The organism is Scytonema sp. PCC 10023, from assembly GCF_963920835.1.
GTDB lineage: Bacteria > Cyanobacteriota > Cyanobacteriia > Cyanobacteriales > Nostocaceae > Kalymmatonema.
The window spans coordinates 32,836-50,962 of record NZ_CAWUDP010000048.1; the positions used below are offsets into that span (position 1 = coordinate 32,836).

Annotated in this window: 17 protein-coding genes; 6 read left to right on the forward strand and 11 right to left on the reverse strand. The window is 42.3% G+C overall.

The window, feature by feature from the left end; all coding sequences use genetic code 11:
- The first annotated feature begins 12 nt into the window (after positions 1–12).
- Entirely contained in the window at positions 13–417 is a 405-nt protein-coding gene (locus ACM0OZ_RS26445) for an ArsR/SmtB family transcription factor (protein ID WP_414585798.1), read from the forward strand.
- 115 nt (positions 418–532) lie between these two features.
- Here the strand turns inward: ACM0OZ_RS26445 and ACM0OZ_RS26450 are convergent, their stop codons facing one another.
- The 10 genes from ACM0OZ_RS26450 to ACM0OZ_RS26495 all read right to left on the reverse strand — a co-directional run bounded on the left by ACM0OZ_RS26450 (position 533) and on the right by ACM0OZ_RS26495 (position 12,475).
- Positions 533–865 carry a YnfA family protein gene (locus ACM0OZ_RS26450; protein ID WP_096570580.1) on the reverse strand — a complete coding sequence of 111 codons (333 nt, stop codon included), beginning with the start codon at positions 863–865 and terminating at the stop codon, positions 533–535.
- Positions 866–1,004: 139 nt separating this feature from the next.
- The gene (locus tag ACM0OZ_RS26455; protein ID WP_414585799.1) at positions 1,005–1,370 is read right to left on the reverse strand and encodes a hypothetical protein; all 366 of its coding nucleotides are present in this window, start codon (positions 1,368–1,370) and stop codon (positions 1,005–1,007) included.
- A gap of 277 nt (positions 1,371–1,647) precedes the next feature.
- Complete coding sequence (locus tag ACM0OZ_RS26460; RefSeq protein ID WP_414585800.1) at positions 1,648–2,739, reverse strand: saccharopine dehydrogenase family protein; 1,092 nt, start codon at positions 2,737–2,739, stop codon at positions 1,648–1,650.
- Positions 2,740–2,921: 182 nt separating this feature from the next.
- Positions 2,922–4,616 (reverse strand): beta-carotene ketolase CrtO, encoded by a 1,695-nt coding sequence (gene crtO, locus ACM0OZ_RS26465; RefSeq protein WP_414585801.1) that lies wholly within the window; start codon positions 4,614–4,616, stop codon positions 2,922–2,924.
- Positions 4,617–5,031: 415 nt separating this feature from the next.
- Complete coding sequence (locus ACM0OZ_RS26470) at positions 5,032–5,265, reverse strand: Nif11-like leader peptide family natural product precursor (protein ID WP_414585802.1); 234 nt, start codon at positions 5,263–5,265, stop codon at positions 5,032–5,034.
- 209 nt (positions 5,266–5,474) lie between these two features.
- Complete coding sequence (locus ACM0OZ_RS26475) at positions 5,475–6,170, reverse strand: MBL fold metallo-hydrolase (RefSeq protein ID WP_414585803.1); 696 nt, start codon at positions 6,168–6,170, stop codon at positions 5,475–5,477.
- Between the two features lie 152 nt (positions 6,171–6,322).
- On the reverse strand, positions 6,323–7,828 hold the full coding sequence (locus ACM0OZ_RS26480; RefSeq protein ID WP_414585804.1) for an FAD/NAD(P)-binding protein: 1,506 nt from the start codon (positions 7,826–7,828) through the stop codon (positions 6,323–6,325).
- A gap of 440 nt (positions 7,829–8,268) precedes the next feature.
- Complete coding sequence (gene crtO / locus ACM0OZ_RS26485; protein ID WP_414585805.1) at positions 8,269–9,963, reverse strand: beta-carotene ketolase CrtO; 1,695 nt, start codon at positions 9,961–9,963, stop codon at positions 8,269–8,271.
- Between the two features lie 181 nt (positions 9,964–10,144).
- A complete protein-coding gene (locus ACM0OZ_RS26490; protein ID WP_414585806.1) occupies positions 10,145–10,894 on the reverse strand; it encodes a DUF2993 domain-containing protein in 750 nt (249 codons plus the stop codon).
- 228 nt (positions 10,895–11,122) lie between these two features.
- On the reverse strand, positions 11,123–12,475 hold the full coding sequence (locus tag ACM0OZ_RS26495) for a cytochrome P450 (RefSeq protein WP_414585807.1): 1,353 nt from the start codon (positions 12,473–12,475) through the stop codon (positions 11,123–11,125).
- A 445-nt stretch (positions 12,476–12,920) separates the two neighbouring features.
- Between ACM0OZ_RS26495 and ACM0OZ_RS26500 the strand changes: the two genes are divergently transcribed.
- Positions 12,921–15,140 carry a phosphoketolase gene (locus ACM0OZ_RS26500; protein ID WP_414585808.1) on the forward strand — a complete coding sequence of 740 codons (2,220 nt, stop codon included), beginning with the start codon at positions 12,921–12,923 and terminating at the stop codon, positions 15,138–15,140.
- Between the two features lie 782 nt (positions 15,141–15,922).
- Complete coding sequence (locus tag ACM0OZ_RS26505) at positions 15,923–16,141, forward strand: type II toxin-antitoxin system HicB family antitoxin (RefSeq protein WP_414585809.1); 219 nt, start codon at positions 15,923–15,925, stop codon at positions 16,139–16,141.
- A 131-nt stretch (positions 16,142–16,272) separates the two neighbouring features.
- Here ACM0OZ_RS26505 and ACM0OZ_RS26510 read toward each other — a convergent pair whose 3' ends face one another.
- Entirely contained in the window at positions 16,273–16,497 is a 225-nt protein-coding gene (locus ACM0OZ_RS26510) for a DUF4926 domain-containing protein (RefSeq protein WP_414585810.1), read from the reverse strand.
- Between the two features lie 171 nt (positions 16,498–16,668).
- On the opposite strand from ACM0OZ_RS26510, the gene ACM0OZ_RS26515 reads away from it, so the two are divergent.
- The 3 genes from ACM0OZ_RS26515 (at position 16,669) to ACM0OZ_RS26525 (ending at position 17,935) form a co-directional block, all read left to right on the forward strand.
- The gene (locus ACM0OZ_RS26515; protein ID WP_414585811.1) at positions 16,669–17,028 is read left to right on the forward strand and encodes a hypothetical protein; all 360 of its coding nucleotides are present in this window, start codon (positions 16,669–16,671) and stop codon (positions 17,026–17,028) included.
- Positions 17,029–17,242: 214 nt separating this feature from the next.
- Positions 17,243–17,470, forward strand: coding sequence for a DNA-binding protein (locus ACM0OZ_RS26520; RefSeq protein WP_414585812.1), 228 nt, complete (start codon positions 17,243–17,245; stop codon positions 17,468–17,470).
- 213 nt (positions 17,471–17,683) lie between these two features.
- On the forward strand, positions 17,684–17,935 hold the full coding sequence (locus ACM0OZ_RS26525; protein ID WP_414585813.1) for a hypothetical protein: 252 nt from the start codon (positions 17,684–17,686) through the stop codon (positions 17,933–17,935).
- Positions 17,936–18,127 lie beyond the last annotated feature (192 nt).

The following is an 18,127-nucleotide window of genomic DNA, read 5'->3' on the forward strand; positions in this document are numbered from 1 at the left end:
AAGAAACTTGCTATGAATAAGCACAAGGAAAAGCAGGGCTTGGACTTACTCCAAAGTTCTGACGCACCAACCTGTGACACCCATCTGGTGCATCTAGATAATGTACGCTCAACTCAGGCGGAAATCTTGGCTACAGATAAAGCACAGCAGATGGCAGAAATCTTTGGAGTGCTGGCAGATACAAACCGTCTACGCCTCTTATCAGCTTTGGCTTCCCAGGAGTTGTGTGTTTGCGATCTAGCAGCATTAACGAAGATGACTGAATCAGCAGTTTGCCATCAACTGCGATTATTAAAAGTGATGCGTTTAGTCAGTTATCGTCGAGAAGGTCGAAACGTCTATTACAGCTTGGCTGACAGTCATATCATCAACCTGTATCGCTCTTTATTAGAACATTTGGACAAGTCAAATGTTTAATGTTTAATTGTTCTCGTTATTAAAGCTGCTGTCTGTTTGACAATCATTCAAGTCATAGAAACCAGCACTATTTTCACAAAAGTTTAGTGAATAATTGTTGCTAAAAATCTTTTTTCTATGCTCTGGGTGCATACATGATAATCAACACACCCAGTAACGCCAAACAGGCTCCTAGCATATCGTAACGGTCTGGAGCCACCCCATCTACCTTCCAACCCCAAAGCATTGCCATTACAATAAACACGCCGCCGTAGGCAGCATACGCTCTACCAAAGTGAGCTGTTTGGAGAGCCGCGACTATACCGTATAAAGCTAACCCAATACCTCCGATAATTCCCCACCAGACAGGCTTTCCTTCCTTTAACCATTGCCATACCAGATAGCCGCCGCCTATTTCAAATAAGCCAGCGCAGATGAAGTTCAGTAAGGACTTGAGTATTTCTTTCACTTGAAAATGTCCTAGTCCCTATAGAAAAGCTTCTGCGACGCTGCTGTATCACAGCTTCAGAAGCTCAAACAAATATTAATTTTCAGCTTTCATTCACTAAACACTCTTGGGGAGATAACTTCCTCATCTTCTCCTACTTCTACTTACCTGTGACTTTCTCAACCAGTTCTCCAGCTTTGTCAATCAAATTCGGCTGGGAATCCTTCACATTCCTTTCGTAAACCTTTTCCTCAGGGGTTGCAGCATCTTTTACTGCTTGTTCATAAGCCTGTTGTCTGTCTTCTTCACGAAGGCCAGCAGCTCTGTTATATTCGTAAGCACGGTCAATCTTTTCTTCCGGTGTGAGTTTCTCAGATGGAAATGTTGGTTTTTCAGTTGTAAATCCTAATGCATAGCTAGGCTGAACAAAAAAAAATAAACCCGACACGCTGATCAAAAGCATCAACCCTAAAACAACGATGCTTTGGCGTAATGCTTTATTTACAATTCCTAGAATTAGCTGCATTGCACTACCCTCTTTGTTATGATATTTTTCCAGCGTAAGTATAGATAAATACCTACGCAAAAATCAGAGTTTCAGAGGAATCCTACTTGTTTAGGTGTAACTCTGCCTTCTACCAGAGGATACATTAACAATTCAAAATTCAAAATTCAAAATTCAAAATATGCCTTACGGTTAGGCTACACGTTTGTGCAGACCTTCTGTAAGACGCTTAAAATTCAAAGTTAAGAAATATGTAGATACTCGTTTCACATGATTTTCGTGCAAAGTTTTAGTATTTTTACAACCAATTGTGATGAATCTTAATGCCTCGGCTTTGCATTGCTTGCTCAAACAAATCAGTTGGCAGTGCTTCTTCCACAGGTGACACACCAGGTTTTTTCAGCTTGCCATCTAGTAACAATTGAGCAATGCTACCCGTACCACAACCAGAAGCCACGGCGGTATTTTCATGTACTAAAGTAGAGCAAAAGACTGCTTCTCTATCATCTTTGTGACCTGTAATTTCTGAGCGAACAGCTACCCCAATACCACTGAAGCGATTCGTTACATCGGTCATAAAATGACTGACATATGCCAGAAATTCTATCATGGCACGACGCTGCATCAATTGTTTAGGAAAAACGTGAGCAGCTATCCAAGTCATGTGATTGTAAAAATCGGGAACTGAACCAAATTTGGTAATGACGCTTTTCACCGAGGGAAAAGCATGAGGCAGTGTGAAGGTTTCTGGCATATCAAACCAGTAAACTCCGGTGCGTCCATAGGGGGATGGAAAGTCAATATTTTCGCGCTGACTGTAAGGCTTTACCATCTGCCATTGACCATCTATTAAAGATTCAAAAGGCTTTTGCAACCCTAAAAAAGTTGTCCGCATGACAGTGACACCAGCCCCACCAGAACCAGACACCAAATAACTTAAATGAATCTTTTGGGCTGTGTCAAATTGCTCAACACCCTGGCGTACCATGCTGTTAGAAATGCCGGGGAAGATACCAGTGTTAACGATCGCTGTGACACCGGCAGATACGGCTGCATCATTGTACCCCAGAGCCTTACTAGTATAAGAACGGTGGTCACTGACATCGACGTAGTTGACGCCATGTTCAATACAGATTTTGAGAACATTGGCGTCTCGGTAGTGAAAAGGACCAGCACAGTGAACCACCAAGTTGACAGAGGCGATCGCCTTCCTCAATTTTTCCACGTCCGCCAAGTCCAACACCAAAAATTGCACTCGCGGATCATTCATTCCATGATCTGGGGTGCGTCCAGTGATTGTAACTTCTGCTTGTGTATGGGAGAGAATGTCCTGCGCAACACTACTGCCGATCCGCCCCCGCCCTCCAATAATTAAAACCCGCTCAGTCATGGCTCCAGCACTGACAACAGCATTTTTATTACATCAATTTTCAGTTATCCTTGTCATCGGTAACGAGTAAGACGTTTTCTTGCTCACATAGGAAGATGTGTAATCAGAATCAAGCTAGTAGTATGCGCCGCGATCGCACTCGTAGCGCACTGCTCTTTAGGCGATCGCTTACTACTAACTCATCATTCGCCACCAAATACCGATGCAACCGTAGATTTTATCGAATCTCCTGCATCTTTTAATGTCTGTTTCAATGGTTCCTGAGTATGCAAAAACATTTTCGCACAGTTGCGTCCTGGTAACCCAGAGATAGAACCACCTGGATGAGTTCCCGCACCAGTGAGATATAAATTCTCAATTGGAGTTTTATAATTAGCCAATTCTGGTAAAGGACGGAAGCAGAGCATTTGTTCTAAGGTCATGTCGATGTGGTAGTAGTTACCCTTGTAAGTCCCCAAGCGTTCTCCTAATTCAGCAGGACTTTCCACATGACGGGCAATAATCGAGTGTTTGAGATTGGGGGAATACTCTGCCAGTTTAGAAATCACCTTGTCGGCAACTTTGTTTTTCAGTTCATCCGTCCAGCCTGTCCCCTTCAACCCTGTACCTTCTGCACCTGCTATTTGATAAGGCGCAAAAAACTCTATCCATAAAGTATGCTTGCCTTGGGGTGCCATTGAGGGGTCAAGTCCTGTAGGCATCACCACGTACATTGACGGGTTTTCATCGGGAATTTTGCCCAAAGTAATCTCACTATGAGCTTGTTCCACATGGTTCATAGAATCTGCAATCAGAATAGAACCAATGAGATACTCATCTTTGTGTTGGTGATGTTCAAAGCGTAGCGGTTCGGATAAAGCACAATCTATCTTGAGAATTGTTTCGTTATTGTTGATGATGCGGCGGTCTAATCTGTCTCGCAAGTTTGCATCAGCGCTATCCACATCGCTTGTATCCATTAGTTGCAGGAATAACCGCTTCGCATCGAGACTTGAGATGACGCCTTTGTTAGCACGATATTCTTTGCCACCAGCAACCCGCACACCGACAGCTTTACCGTTATCCACCAACACTTTTTCAACTTTTTGGTCGGTGAGGATAACGCCACCAAGACTTGTCACACAATTTACTAAAGCTTCAGTAAGTGCGCCAGTACCGCCGCGTGGGCGTGCCATACCGGGGTTGTGGCGCAATGCCAACATCATTGCCCCAAAGGACATTGCTTTTTGGGAGGGAGGCGAACTCAGTTCCGCAGATAGTCGGGCGAGGGGTGCTTTGACAAATTCAGAATCAAAATACTCGTTGATATTGTCTATCGGACTGCTCAGCAGGGTGCGAACTAAATCTAGAGTCGTGTTGGGACCACCTAGAATTGAGAAGAAGTCTTGCAGATGTTTCAGCCCGTAGTTACCAGCAATGTCAACAATTGACTTTGGTGCTGCATTGAAAAAGGGTGTAACCGCTTTGATAAACCGTTCCCAAAACTCGATATATTCGGCGTATTTTTGGGCATCTCTCTGACTGTAACGGGCAATCTCCGCACAAGTTTTCTCAACGGACTTATGCGCTAAAAAATACTTACCATCAGGATGAGGACAAAAGGCGACCGGATCACAGGAAAGATATTCCAAGCCGTACTTGTGTAATTCTAATTCTTGTATAACTGGTCCAAGGAAAATAAATAGGTGGTTAATAGCGCAGGGGTTGAATTTAAACCCAGGCGCTTCTTGCGGCATGAGTTCTTCGGTTGTCGAACCGCCACCGGGAATTGAACGCGCTTCCAATAGTAAGACGCTGTACCCAGCTTTGAGTAGATAGGCGGCACAAACAAGTGCATTGTGACCAGCGCCAATAATCACAACATCATACGCTTCCATAACTGTAACTGCGGGAGTAGGGTATATTCCCAGATGTTAGAAAGTGGTTAAGAAGTATAAATCTTTCGTGGGTTATAATTAAATATTAAGCATTTATGTGATTTAGTTTTTGTTTGCCTTCAATCCGCAGGCGGATGCCAACCACTAATTACCCTGCGTCTTCGAGCAACCGTAATAACTGAGTTTACAGCCACTGATGAGGGCACGGCATACCGTGCCCCTACAATCGCCATATGAAACGAAATCAAACAAGCTGTCGTTCGCTACGAACTTGTGCAATCTAGTCCCGTGGCTACTGCACTCCAACTGTGGGTTTTATACCACCAGCCGTGACGACTCAACCCGTCTCGGTTTTCAGTCTGATTCGTGTTTCATCCTAACAATTGTCTGTACGTTCAATTTTTCAGTTCAGGAATTACCTAGGATAAATGTGGGTTCTAGGTGCTATCCCTGGATTGACAATTGCTGCCAACTCTTCTTGAGACAATTTGCTGATCTCAGTCTCCAGTTCTTCGACTGTGAAGTCATAGCCACGCTCTTTAGCAATCTTGATGAAAGCTTCTGGGTTAGTTGCAGCTTTGAGTCTTTGCTGTAATGCCTGATCTTGTTTGACGGCTTTAAAAAGTTGGGCTGCGTTGTTCTGTGTCATAAACAGTCTCTCTCGTATTTTAAATATCGGATTTGAAAGCGTAGTAATTTAACTCTTGTAGTTGAGTCAAATGCAGTAAAGGAGGCATTAACTAAGGTTATACACTCCGCTATTGAACCAGAGAGAAAAATGTATTATTGATTTTGAAAAAGAAATATAAATTTACGCTCATGGTAGGTAGCGCGTGAAAGCATAAATAATGCCTGTATTTATGTAGACAAGATACGACCGCAATTTTGATTAGCAGGAACCGCTTCCATCATCTTTTTAGGAAAAGCTAAGTTGAGATTCCCCATCAATTCAATAAAGCTATTGCGATCGCGTCCAGCCAATCTCGGGTTGCAACGTTTTTCTTCGCCAATTGTTGAAACAGTACAACCTTGATAGTCATGACCTGGATAAACCAGAGTTTCATCGGGTAGAGTAAATAGCCGCTGCGTCACAGAGTCATATAAGGTTCCAGCATCCCCGCTTTGAAAATCAGTTCTGCCACAACCTCGGATAAACAACGCATCACCCGTCAGAACTCGCTCCTTGTTGATAAGATAAGCCAGATGAGCATTTGTATGACCAGGAGTGGCGATCGCCGAAATCACAACTGATCCCAACTGCAAGATTTCTCCATCTGCAATATAGCGGTCTGCACAAGGCACTTCTGCCCCAAAAGGAACGACTGTCTCACACCCAGTTGTATCTCGCAGCTTACCTGTACTGGTAACGTGGTCAGCATGGACGTGAGTTTCTAGGCAATAACGTAAAGTAAGTTCTAATTGTTGAAGAATCTGACAATCCCGCTCAAATTGTTCTAAAACTGGATCAACAAGGACAGCAGTCTTCGTTTTGATATCGGCAATAAGGTAAGTATAAGTACTTGATTCCTTGTCAAATAACTGGCGAAATAGCATAACACTTCCCTAACTTGTGAAATATAGGTGTTCTCATCCGGATAAAGTACAAGATTATCTACGTGTATCTGCGTAGATATGCGGTTCCTTAATTCTTTGATGTATACCAATTGAAAACCGCTATAGTAGAAAATTGTGGTAAAAGTTTCAATTTACGAAGAAGGCTTTCTTGCAAAACCCACTCCTACCGATGGATTACCAGAAAAGCGTCCTCTTTCATTAACTGACACCTGGTCTAAAGAGCGAATTTCTACAGCAGATTGAGACAATAACTCCTGTGCCAACAGCATTGCCTGCTCTCGAATCTCCGGGACTGCGATCGTCTCCAAAAGGTCGCCTTGACGTGTGGAACCGAGTGTGTACAAAAACTTTGAACCTACGCCATTTGCGTCCAAGAGCGCTCCATTGGCAGCTGTATTAAGTCCCATTCTTAAGGGATTGCAGCAAACAAGACCCTTAGACAGTAAGCTGTTGACTAACGGATGTGCCAACTTTTCATAATTGGAGGCAGGACCAGTACAGTTAATGACGCGGTTCACCCGTAATACAAGGTCTTCTGTGGTGTGGCGTTTGCGAACGGTGACATCGACACCATGATTATCCTCGTGGTAAGCCTGGATACGACCTGCGTGTATGACGAGTTGACCGCAAGAAAGTAGCTTGTTTACGACCTCTGCGACCTCTGGCGCAATTCGATGACGATGGATATCCCAGTAGGCTCGAACGTGACGTAAGAAGCGCTGCTTTTCGCTCAGAGGAAGAGTTTGCCACAAGCTTTGAGTGACTGGGCGCAGACAGTTAATGACAGCCCGCCAGTCTAGACCACAAGCAGCTGCCGATTCTACTTCTTGGCGGACGAGGTGCATCAATGCTTGAGCTGTTTTAGGAGCTTGGTCAATAGCAACAAAGGGAGCTATGGAAGGAATTGTCTTGTGAGCAAGAGGTAATAACCCATGTCGCGAGACAATGTAAATCTTACCTTTATGACCTTGTCGGAATAGGGTGATAGTTAAATCAACCATCGTCAGCCCTGAACCAATCAGCAAAACTGAGTCGTCGGAGTCGAGGTCTGTCAACGCTTGAGCAGAATATGCATTGCCTTTATAGCGGCTGCTCTTGTAGAAAGAACGGTCTTGAATTGGTGGCTCGGCTGGTGGAAAATTGCCTAAAGCTAGAACAATGCGATCTGCCTGTATACTTTCACCGTTGCTTAAGGACACAGTTGCACCTACATTTCCCGGCTCAATGCCAATAGCTTCATCAGTAATTCGTTCTAGATGCACATAATCGGGCGCAGTGGTTTCTGCTTCATCCAAGATAGCCTGAACATAAGCACCATAAATCTTGCGAGGAACAAAAGAGTTTGCCGTAGCCTCTGAAGTGACAAAACCTCCGATTGTTTCATTTTGTCTTTGAACCCAATGCAGGAAGTGATCAGGGTTATTGGGAAAAGCACTGATTTGCTCAGCAGGAACATTGAGAAGATGATAAGGAGAATAAGTGCCGTAGGCTACTCCTCGTCCTAATAAAGAATTGCGCTCAATTAACTTGATATTGAGAGGAAAAGTTGCTGCTTGTAACAAATGAGCAGCGACCATTGAACCGCTGAAGCCACCACCAATAATAGCAATAGTTGTATAAGGATTTTCTTTAGGCATAAAAACCCACTTTTCTCTAGATTATGCTTTATAAAAAATAGAGATGCGGCTGCCCAATGTCTTGAAGCTTGGGGGCATCTCAATTTTATATTAATCAAATAATCGACAATTTTAAATTGAGAAATTACGCATTAAATATCTTGAAAATCTGACAAATTAAATACTCATACATCCATCGAAATTATTATGAATTAAATTCCGATAACTTTATCGGAATTATTATAAATAAAACCCCGACAACTTTATCGGAATACTTAAAATTATGGTGAAAGCATTATAGCGATTTGCATTTTGCATTGAGGTGCAGTACGCTTTTGACCTCTCCCTACAAGTGAGGAGGAGAAAATACAGCCCCCTCTCTGCTTAGCGGAGAGGGGGTAGGGGGGTGAGGTTCCTCTTATTGAATTTTTTGTTCAGTCAGTGATATTTAAGCCTAATGCCTAATTAATCTTAAACACGGACCCAACTGTTGACTTAATCGAATCCCGTGCATCCTTGAGTGTCTGTGCTATGGGGTGTTTACTCTGCAAAAAGACTCGCGCACAGTTGCGTCCGGGCATTCCTGAAATGGAACCGCCTGGATGAGTTCCCGCACCTGTGAGGAACAAATTCTCAATTGGGGTTTTGTAGTTCGCTATCTCTGGTAGGGGACGGAAAAACACCATCTGATCCAAGGTCATGTCAATATGGTAGTAATTTCCTTTGTACGCGCCCAATCTTTCTCCCAGTTCCGCCGGACTTTCCACGCGACGGGCAATCAGTGCGTTTTTCAGATTCGGTGCGTAGTCTGCTAATTTATCAACCACCCTGTCTGCAACTTTATTTTTCAGTTCATCTGTCCAACCTGTACCCTTCAAACCCGTGCCTTCTGCGCCTGCAATTTGATACGGGGCGAAAAACTCAATCCACACGGTGTGCTTGCCTGGTGGTGCCATCGACGGATCTAACATTGTCGGCACGACCACATACATCGAGGGGTCGGAATCTGGAATCTCTCCTAAGGTACACTTACTATGTGCCTGTTCTACATGAGCAATAGAATCTGCAATCAAAACAGACCCAATGAGATATTCATCCTTGTGTTCGTGATGTTCAAAGCGCGGCGGTTCGTTTAAAGCCAAATCAATCTTGAGAATGGTTTCGTTGTTGTTAACGATGCGGCGTTCTAATCTTTCTCGCAAATTTGGATCGGCTGCATCCACATCGCTATCATCCATCAATTGCAAAAATACCCGTTTGGCATCAATGTTTGAGATGACCCCATCTTTTGCACGATATTCCGTACCATTTGCCACCCGCACACCAACGGCACGACCATTGTCAATCAAAACTTTCTCGACATGCTGATCTGTCAGGATAACGCCGCCTTTACTTGTCACTAAGTTTACCAAGGCTTGCACCAATGCACCAGTACCACCACGCGGTCTTGCCATCCCTGGATCATGACGCATCGCCATCATAATTGCACCAATGGCAATGGTTTTTTGCGAAGGTGGCGCACCCAGTTCGGCTGCAAGTCTTGCCAAAGGCGCTTTGAGAAATTCTGAATCAAACCACTCGTTAAGAATATCTTCAGCGCTGGTCAACATGTTGCGAATAAAGTCCAGCGTCTTGTTAGGAGAACCAATGACTGAAAATAAATCTTTCAGCTTTGCGATGTCGTAGTTGCCAAGAATATCTAAAACTGACTTTGGCGGCGCGTTAAACATGGGAATCATTGCACCTATTGCCCTCTGCCAGTAATCTGTATATTCTGCGTATTTTTTGGCATCCCGATCGCTATAACGGGCAATTTCTGCACAAGTTTTTTCTAACGACTTATGACCTAAGAAATACTTCCCGTCAGGGTGAGGACAGAAAACAACTGGATCGCACTCCAAATATTCTAAGCCGTACTTTTCGAGTTCTAATTCTTGTACGACTGGTCCTAAGTGAATAAACTCGTGGTCAATGGCACACAAGTTAAACTTAAATCCAGGAGCTTCTTTTGGCAAACATTCCTCTGTTGTAGCTGCACCACCAGGAACAGAACGCTTTTCTAGGAGTAAGACGCTATAGCCAGCTTTCAGCAAATAAGCAGCACAAACTAGCCCATTGTGTCCTGCTCCAATAATTACAACATCATACGTTTGCATAGTTTAAGTTTCGGGAAGTACATATACTCCCAATCTTAGAAAGATGTTGACAGATATACATCATTCGGCAGTCATAAAAATTAACCTTTAGGTAGGATTTTTTGATTCTGTTACTATTCGTAACAGATAATTGCTAATAAGGATAGGTGAGTGATTAGTAAGACTTTTTAACAACTAACAACTAAAAATTACCCTCAGTAGCAGGTATTTGTGTCAGACGAGCGTCTACCAAAAGTGTCATACTGCTCTTTTGGACTTCCATATTTTTGACACGTAATACTACATCATCAAACTCAAAATATGGTAAGTTTACCAGTTCTTTGACCTTCTGCATTAAGGCAACAACGACTTCTAGTGAAATGCCTTCTCCCTGAGTCAAGTTAAAGTTTTCTAGGATTATGGGTTTGTGTTCAGTGCGTGGACAAACCTGTGCAGTAAAACCTACTGTGCGAACCTTGCCTTTCTCTGTTAACAAAACCTTTCCCGTAAATGCCATCTTACCATTATCTATTAGGTGAATTTGTATCTCTTGTGGCTGTAAACCGACAATTTCACCATCTACATTCAACTCAAAGTTTGGCATCTTGCTACGAACAAACTCTGAGGTCAAGGCATGGTTAATGTCTGCTTCTGTAAGTACAACACGAGCACTGGTATTTACTGGCTGGTTCAGTTCTATTTGACCAAAAAGAACACTCAATGGATTAATGGCAACGCTATCTGTTTGCAGTTTTATGTCCTGCACGCGGATACCTCGCATCACCAGTCCCCGACCTGCAACAGAAACTCCATCCGCTTGTCCCTGAAACATTTTCAGTAGGTCGGTTTGTACATCTACGTCTATTTTTTCTGCTCCATCTAGCTCTTCAGATAATCTGCTTTGGGCTACCTGTGAAACAATCTGCTCGTCTAGCCGATGCTCTTCTGGCATAAGTTAATTATCTCCTTCGCGTCCTGTTACTGCTTAATTTTGACGCCCAAAACTCAGGAGAGTATCTACATCAAGATATAAAAGAAGGAAGATATTAAAAATCCTGTGATTGGATAATAAACGAACCCACACGAGGCAACAAAGAACATAGACGAAGAAGAGGAAAATACTATCTGTGTTAATCTGTGTGCATCTGTGGTTCCTTAATCTTTATATCTTGAGCAATAGCTACAAATACACAAAATTATTCGCCTTCTTCATCTCTTTAGTAACAACCATCCGCACACCCCCAGAGGGAACAATCGTAATGCCACGACGTACTGGACGCACTGGACGCTTATCAACAAGCTCTAGTTGAAAACGAGACAAAATAGTTGCTACTACTAATTTCAGTTCATACATAGAAAATGCTGCACCGATACAACCACGATAACCTCCCCCAAAAGGCAAATATTCATAAGGTGAAAATTTTTGGTTGAGAAATCTTTCTGGTTTAAACTTTTCTGGTTCAGGGTAAGTTTCTGCACGTCGATGCGCTAAATGAATGCTGGGAACTAAAACTGTCCCCGATGTAAATTTCTGACCCGCAATTTCTACTGTATCTTTTACCATTCGCGGCGTACAAATTAGAGCGATGGGGTGAATTCGCAGTGTTTCCTGACAGACAGCGCCTAGATATGGTAATTGAGTAATAGTTTCAGGATTGGGTGTATCTCCCAAAGTATTCAATTCCTGCATCAGCTTATCTTTTACCAAAGGGTGTGAGTGAATTAAATAAAACACCCACGCTAAGACAGCAGCTGTTGTTTCATATCCCAAAAGCAACAGAGAAACTAATTGGTCGCGTAACTCTTTATCTGTCATCTGCTCTTCGTTTTCGTCACGCGCTGACATCAACAAACTTAGAATATCTGTACGCGAAGCATCATTAGACAAACGCCGTTCGTCAATCTCTGCATAAATCAGTTTATCGATTTCTTCTCGCCTTTTAAGGTAGTTTCCCCAAGGACTCCATGCACCTAAATCTTTTTGTAAAGGCGGAAAGAAAAACAAGGTAGAATACCCAGGTTTCGTGACATCTTCTAACAAAGAACTCAGCAGTTCTTTTACTTTTTGGTAACGCGCACCGGGACTCATACCAAACACCACTTGCAAAATAATTTGCAAAGTGATATCTGGCATAACTTGCTGCATAGAAATAGTCTTACCTTGCGTCCAAGTTCGCGTGACTTCTTCAGTGATTTGGCAAATAGCTTGACCGTAATCCTTCATGCGATCGCCATGAAAAGGTGGCATCAATAACTGCCGTTGGCGATTGTGCGATCGCCCTTCTTGCAATACAATCGAATTTGAGCCAAACAAAGGCTCAAAAACATGAGTTGCCTTTTTAAAATCCAACTCTTTCGCTGGAACCGCAAAACACTCAGCGATCGCTTCCGGACTGCTAAAAAACACCACTGGCGGCGAGTTTATCCCCAATACCCGCACTGTAAACGGGTCGCCATACTTCGCAGCACAATCCTCTAAAAATCTCGTTGGATTAATAATTAATTGTAACGTCTGTGTTAACGGCAGCATCATAATAAAAATGTAGATTTCTTCGTATTCTTTACTTTATGTTTTTTGCGCGTTCTTTTTTATATAACTTTCCCTACTCAAAATTTTATAAGTAAGGCATATGCCCTATCTACAAATGCTCGGTTATTCCGCGTTGAAAACTATACCAAAATCTTGTGGCCTAAAAACTTAACCAGGGGTAGATTTCAAAATTCGAGATTTCATTATCTGACGACTTTTAACAACAAGAGTGAAAATAGCCGTTCCAAAAAGTGCTTTGGCTTGAACTCTTAAAAAAAAGTATAAAAACGTACTTTTAAAGCTCAGTAAGTTGAAAACGGTATTTCAGCTAATTATCTTTGCATTACTAAACAGTAATAAACTGTAATAACCTGAAGGTTGTAAAATTTTTGTTAAATTGAGCGAGCATCTATAGTGTCTCCTCAATAGTTGAAATAAGGTACTCAGCATGACAGCAATCACCCCAAAGGCAACTGCAGCATCTCCCGATTTTTGCGAAGGAATTCAATACTTTGGTGAAGCAATCCCAGGTTTTGAAACTTATGGTGGAAAACCTGCCATAGAATCGGGGGGGAGTGCCAACCCCACAGATCCAGCAGCCGCATTCCAAACCTTACTTGCTGCCGACGCTTTGCGCTACCTGACATTGCAAATCACCGGATCTAAAGCCTCTGGACACCCAGGCGGTTTTGCCTCTCAAGCGGAAGCTTATGCAGCGCTTGTCATGCTCGGTTACAAGAACATTATCACCGAAGTGGGACACCATGCCCCTGGATTTTATAGTGCCATGTTCTTGGATCGTTCGCTAGAGGACATGGGAATTTTTACAGTGCAACAATTGCGCGATCGCTTCCGGGAAAAGCACGGACTTTTGGGACACCTTTCCGGCTACATTCCCGGTATTCTTGCACCTGCAGGTCCTTTGGGACAAGGGCAACACTTTGCAATGGCAGCTGCACTGTTGCACAAAGACAAGTTATTCCCCTTTACCGTTGGCGACGGTGGACTGGGTGAACCGTATATCATAAGTGCGATCGCACACTTCCACACTGCGTTTCCAGGAGCGACCAACTTCTTGCCAGTGTTGGTGTGGAACGGTTACAGCCAGGAACACCATAGCATGGTTTCGCTCAAAACGAATGAACAGATGAAGGCATACTGGCAAGGTAATGGTTTTGAAGAAGTCGTGTTAGTCGATGCCAAAGACTTTGACGACCAAAACCAGCCAGGCGATTATGTTGATAGTACCGCCTTTTCATTTGAGCAGCGGCTAGCTTTCACCAAAGCAGTGCTAACTGGTGTGGATAAAGCTGCTAAATCTGCACTTGGCGGCAAGCTGACTGTCTTCATCATAAAACAACTTAAAGGTGCAGGAGTTCACGCAAGAGGTGCAAAATCGCATAACCTTTATCCTAAAGATACGCTTGATGCTCCGCATATTGTAAATGCGTTGAAAGAACGTGCCTTACCTCCAGAAGCTTGGCAACTGGTACGGACAAATGCTGAACGCGCAGGCGGTGGTCCCGCAGCGAAGACAGTTGTGACAGAATTTGAATTACCATTGCCAGAATTAGGCGAATTGCCTTTAGAAGAATATGCAGTAGGAGGAGATCCAAAAGTTTCCACCACATCTATGGGAAGATTAGTGGGAATAGTTGGACAAAAAGATAAGAATTTCCTGGTGACTAACGCCGATGGTAACGAAGCATCAGGAATTGCTAATATCAACCAAGCACTCAAAATTATTCACCCCACCACAGACGACTTATACAACCAAGCACCAGGCGGACAAGTTTACGAACCATTGAGTGAAGATGCTTGTGCTGGTTTAGCTGCTGGTTTATCGTTGATGGGTGCGAGAACTTTGTGGTGTTCCTACGAATCTTTTGCCATCAACGGTTTACCAATATGGCAAACAGTCACGCAAGCAATGGCAGAATTGCGGCGTCAAACTCCCTCGACTATTACTTTATTCACTGCTGGCGCATTAGAGCAAGGGCGTAACGGTTGGACTCATCAACGTCCGGAAATTGAAGCTTATTTTGCTTCCTTGATGCGGAATGGAAATGTATTCCCATTGTTTCCACCCGATGCTAACAGTATTCAAGTTTGTTATGACTGGGCGCTGACAACAAAGAATAAGGGAATTGTGATTACTGCGAGTAAGTCGCCATTGCCAATTAGAACAACATTTGAACAAACTCGTGAAGGCTTACGCGATGGCGCAGTAGTGTTGCAAGATGTCGATTCTAATCAAGGGGGGAGTAAGAAAGTTGTATTTGCCGTAATTGGCGATATGACGTTAATGCCAGTATTTGAAGCTGCTGCTTTTCTAGAAACTGAAGGTATAGCCGTCAAGATTGTTTCTGTTATCAACCCCCGGCGTTTGTATCGTCCTCATGATACCGCTTGGGATACTTGTTCTGAACCCGATGGCGGTTTCTTGGATGATGAGAAATTTGCCGGATTGTTTGCTGGTGATGCACTCATTGGTGTAACTGGTGGCGCTGCGGCGATGCTAGAACCCATCATGTTGCGGAGTACGGCGAAGCGGGATACCTTTGCGTGGAAGCGCGGGGAAACGACGGCGAGTGCTGGGGAGTTGATGGCGTTTAATGGTTTGACGGCGCAGGCGTTGGCGAAGCGGGGGATGGAGTTGCTGCATTAAGCTAGATTTGACATTCTGCCCCTGTTTCAGTATAAACTGAAACAGGGGATTTTTAATGTATGTATATTTGTTATTGGTTAGGCGCTTCTCATATTTCAACGTTTCTATTAATAAAATTCAGAAATTAAGTACGTCATGAAATTAACTTATTCTGATTTTGTTAATATCATTGCCTGGTTCGTCAGCTTCATTTTCGGTACTATTTCAGCTACATTTGTTCAAAATTATATTAAACAAATAAAAATAATTGCTTGGGCAATCGTTGGAGAATTACATATTATATATAACGAATGAAGTAAATATTAAGTAGGGTGTGTTACGGCTATGTAAGAATTTGAGTGTTTGAGACAGTAAGAATTAGCCGTAACGCACCGCAACTGGTGGTGCAGTACTTTTGGCTTAAACGCACCCTACAATTTAAGGCTTACTTTATAAATCATCTCTAAGTGTCGCAATAAATCATATTAACTAGAGTCAGAAATTTTTAGGCTTTTATGTTTTAAAACCTGCCTACGCAGGTTTTGTTCGTATAGCCGAAATTTTAGTCGTTAGGCACTCATAAGACCTCTTGCAAAAATGCTTGAATTGTCATGTTGATCGGAGCGAAACATCTGGCGAGATTCTTCGCTACACTGCGTTTCGTTCAGAATGACATTCACGATTTTTTTACTTCTGTAAGAGGTCTATAGAAATGGGTTGAGGAAGTGCGATAAATTATGGCGTTTGATATACTTAACAATAATCCAGTCATATTCACTCAAATTCTACAACATTAATTGATCATGAAATTCAAAGTAATTTTTACATTTGATCCTGAATATGAAGGTTACGTCGCTGAGGTTCCCGAACTTCTAGGTTGTGCCAGCCAAGGTAAAACTCTGGATGAGGCGATTGAAAATATCAAAGATGCTATTAAAGGTTATCTTCACGTCCAAGCTAAACATAGCAATCCTTACGTTCCTAAGGATTCGCAAACCTTTATCGGGGAAGTTGTAGTATAAATGGGACGTTTATCAAATCTTTTCGGTAAATTTGTATGTTGCGCGATTTTAGTCGTTAGGCACAAAGAGAGATTGGTTAAAGAAGTGCGATCGCACTTCTTTTGTATCAGACTTAATTGTAGGAAATACCATCAATTTCTCAACCGTGCATGAGCAATTTCTCTACTACCAATGGGACGAACTTGTGCAGCAAAGAGTGAAACAATTGCCACAGTTTCCCCATCCAAGGTGACAAATTCTACCTCATATCCTTCGCCATCTTGATGTACCAAAACAACTGTACCTATATCACCCTGTTCTAAACTGTACTCTGAAATATCAGTTGTTAGAATAACCCTATCAAGTTCTGCAATCATTTTTCTGACCTTTTCAGTCGATAGGCTGTCACAAACTTAGGAATATTGTCCCCTGTTTCAATAAACCAAACAGATTGAATTTAAATTTATTGTAGCCACCTCTGTCATGTCTGCTTACCTTGACCGTCTGCAAGCTATGATGTACTAAAGATTTTACACAAGGATGGAGCCATGACAGATACTCAAGGAATGGTTCGCTTAAACCTAGATTTGTCACCTGAACTTAACCAGATATTGGAAGAACTTGCCAGCAAGATTGGTGGAAGCAAAAGCGATGTTGTGCGTCAGGCAATAACGCTCATGCAAATTATGATAACAGCTAAAGAGCAGACTAAAAAATTAGGAATTACCGAAGCAGATGAACTTATTGTAACTGAAATAATTACGCCATTGGAAGCTGAACCAAAAGCTCATCCGCTTGAAACATTTATGGAAAAGTTTGGTGCTTGGGAAGACGAACGCACAAGCGAGGAAATTATCCAAGATATATATGATAGTCGTACGAGTTCCAACTCTGAATATATTTTGTGACTTATACCAAGTTGCGTTCAAAGAGAGAATTTTCTGAATTAACCGCAGAGAACGCAGAGAACACAGAGAAGAAAAAGAGAAAGTTACCTGTATGAATGCAATTTGGTATTATTTACTTGATACAGATACGTGCATTTATTGGCTTAGAGATGTTAATCTTATTTTCATTCAAATATAATGTATTAAAATATATTAGCAAAAATACGAGTAAAAAATGACTATAAAAGATAAAAATCAGCGTGTACAAATCAGTTTGGATTTGTCACCAGAACTATATGAAACTTTGAATAATGTGGCTCAACAGCTTGATGGAGATATGGCTGAGGTTCTGCTGAAAGGTATAGTTTTGATGCAGGTAGCAGTAGAAGCAAAGCAGAACGGGAAGCATTTGTGGATTACTGACGAAAATAAAACTTTAGAAACTGAAATTGTTGGCATTTAGCTGCATGACAGATTTAAAAGATTTATCCAATTTAATTGCTAAACAAGTAAACCTTAAGTAGGGTGCGTTAGGCTAAAGCCGTAACGCACCGCCATATAACATGGTGCGTTAGGCACTTTTTACATATTTTTGGTGACAAATAATATTGGTATATGTGCCTAACACACCCTACAAAAATTTTATTTTTTACTTTATAAATGACTCTTTAGCGAAATGACAGATTTAAAAGATTTATCCAATTTAATTGCTAAACAAGGTAAAAATCCGCTGATTTTATCATCACTCAATTTTCAGTCTCAAGAAGATGCAGCACTTGAACGAAAGCTGCGAGAACTCAAGTCTAAACAGGAACTCAGAAAAGATTGGATTTTGTTTCTTGTCAGAGATATCGTAGTTTTTTCTGCCGCCGTTGTTTTCATCTTGGGTGTCAGTGGTTACTCTCTATTCACTTCGATTCACAGATAGTACATCTGAAGATGAAAAAGCGCTGGCTTGAAGGCAAACTTCCTCCAAGCCAGACACTCAGAGCTTTTCAAATTTTTGGGCGAGTCTAATGACTCATGAAGACACTCACAAGAAAGTATGCAATTTAACGTGAGTTCTCAGGACCTCTCCCACCCAACCTCCCTCTCCTTGTAGGAGAGGGAGGAGCTACGT

What these genes read in the sequence shown, in the direction of transcription:
- crtO (WP_414585801.1), bottom strand. Translation starts at nt 4,616, where the DNA reads ATGGAAGCGTATGATGTTGTGATTATTGGCGCTGGTCACAATGCACTT.
- ACM0OZ_RS26460 (WP_414585800.1), bottom strand. Translation starts at nt 2,739, where the DNA reads ATGACTGAGCGGGTTTTAATTATTGGAGGGCGGGGGCGGATCGGCAGT.
- ACM0OZ_RS26505 (WP_414585809.1), top strand. Translation starts at nt 15,923, where the DNA reads ATGAAATTCAAAGTAATTTTTACATTTGATCCTGAATATGAAGGTTAC.
- ACM0OZ_RS26455 (WP_414585799.1), bottom strand. Translation starts at nt 1,370, where the DNA reads ATGCAGCTAATTCTAGGAATTGTAAATAAAGCATTACGCCAAAGCATC.
- ACM0OZ_RS26495 (WP_414585807.1), bottom strand. Translation starts at nt 12,475, where the DNA reads ATGATGCTGCCGTTAACACAGACGTTACAATTAATTATTAATCCAACG.
- ACM0OZ_RS26525 (WP_414585813.1), top strand. Translation starts at nt 17,684, where the DNA reads ATGACAGATTTAAAAGATTTATCCAATTTAATTGCTAAACAAGGTAAA.
- ACM0OZ_RS26520 (WP_414585812.1), top strand. Translation starts at nt 17,243, where the DNA reads ATGACTATAAAAGATAAAAATCAGCGTGTACAAATCAGTTTGGATTTG.
- ACM0OZ_RS26475 (WP_414585803.1), bottom strand. Translation starts at nt 6,170, where the DNA reads ATGCTATTTCGCCAGTTATTTGACAAGGAATCAAGTACTTATACTTAC.
- ACM0OZ_RS26515 (WP_414585811.1), top strand. Translation starts at nt 16,669, where the DNA reads ATGACAGATACTCAAGGAATGGTTCGCTTAAACCTAGATTTGTCACCT.
- crtO (WP_414585805.1), bottom strand. Translation starts at nt 9,963, where the DNA reads ATGCAAACGTATGATGTTGTAATTATTGGAGCAGGACACAATGGGCTA.
- ACM0OZ_RS26500 (WP_414585808.1), top strand. Translation starts at nt 12,921, where the DNA reads ATGACAGCAATCACCCCAAAGGCAACTGCAGCATCTCCCGATTTTTGC.
- ACM0OZ_RS26480 (WP_414585804.1), bottom strand. Translation starts at nt 7,828, where the DNA reads ATGCCTAAAGAAAATCCTTATACAACTATTGCTATTATTGGTGGTGGC.
- ACM0OZ_RS26470 (WP_414585802.1), bottom strand. Translation starts at nt 5,265, where the DNA reads ATGACACAGAACAACGCAGCCCAACTTTTTAAAGCCGTCAAACAAGAT.
- ACM0OZ_RS26490 (WP_414585806.1), bottom strand. Translation starts at nt 10,894, where the DNA reads ATGCCAGAAGAGCATCGGCTAGACGAGCAGATTGTTTCACAGGTAGCC.
- ACM0OZ_RS26445 (WP_414585798.1), top strand. Translation starts at nt 13, where the DNA reads ATGAATAAGCACAAGGAAAAGCAGGGCTTGGACTTACTCCAAAGTTCT.
- ACM0OZ_RS26510 (WP_414585810.1), bottom strand. Translation starts at nt 16,497, where the DNA reads ATGATTGCAGAACTTGATAGGGTTATTCTAACAACTGATATTTCAGAG.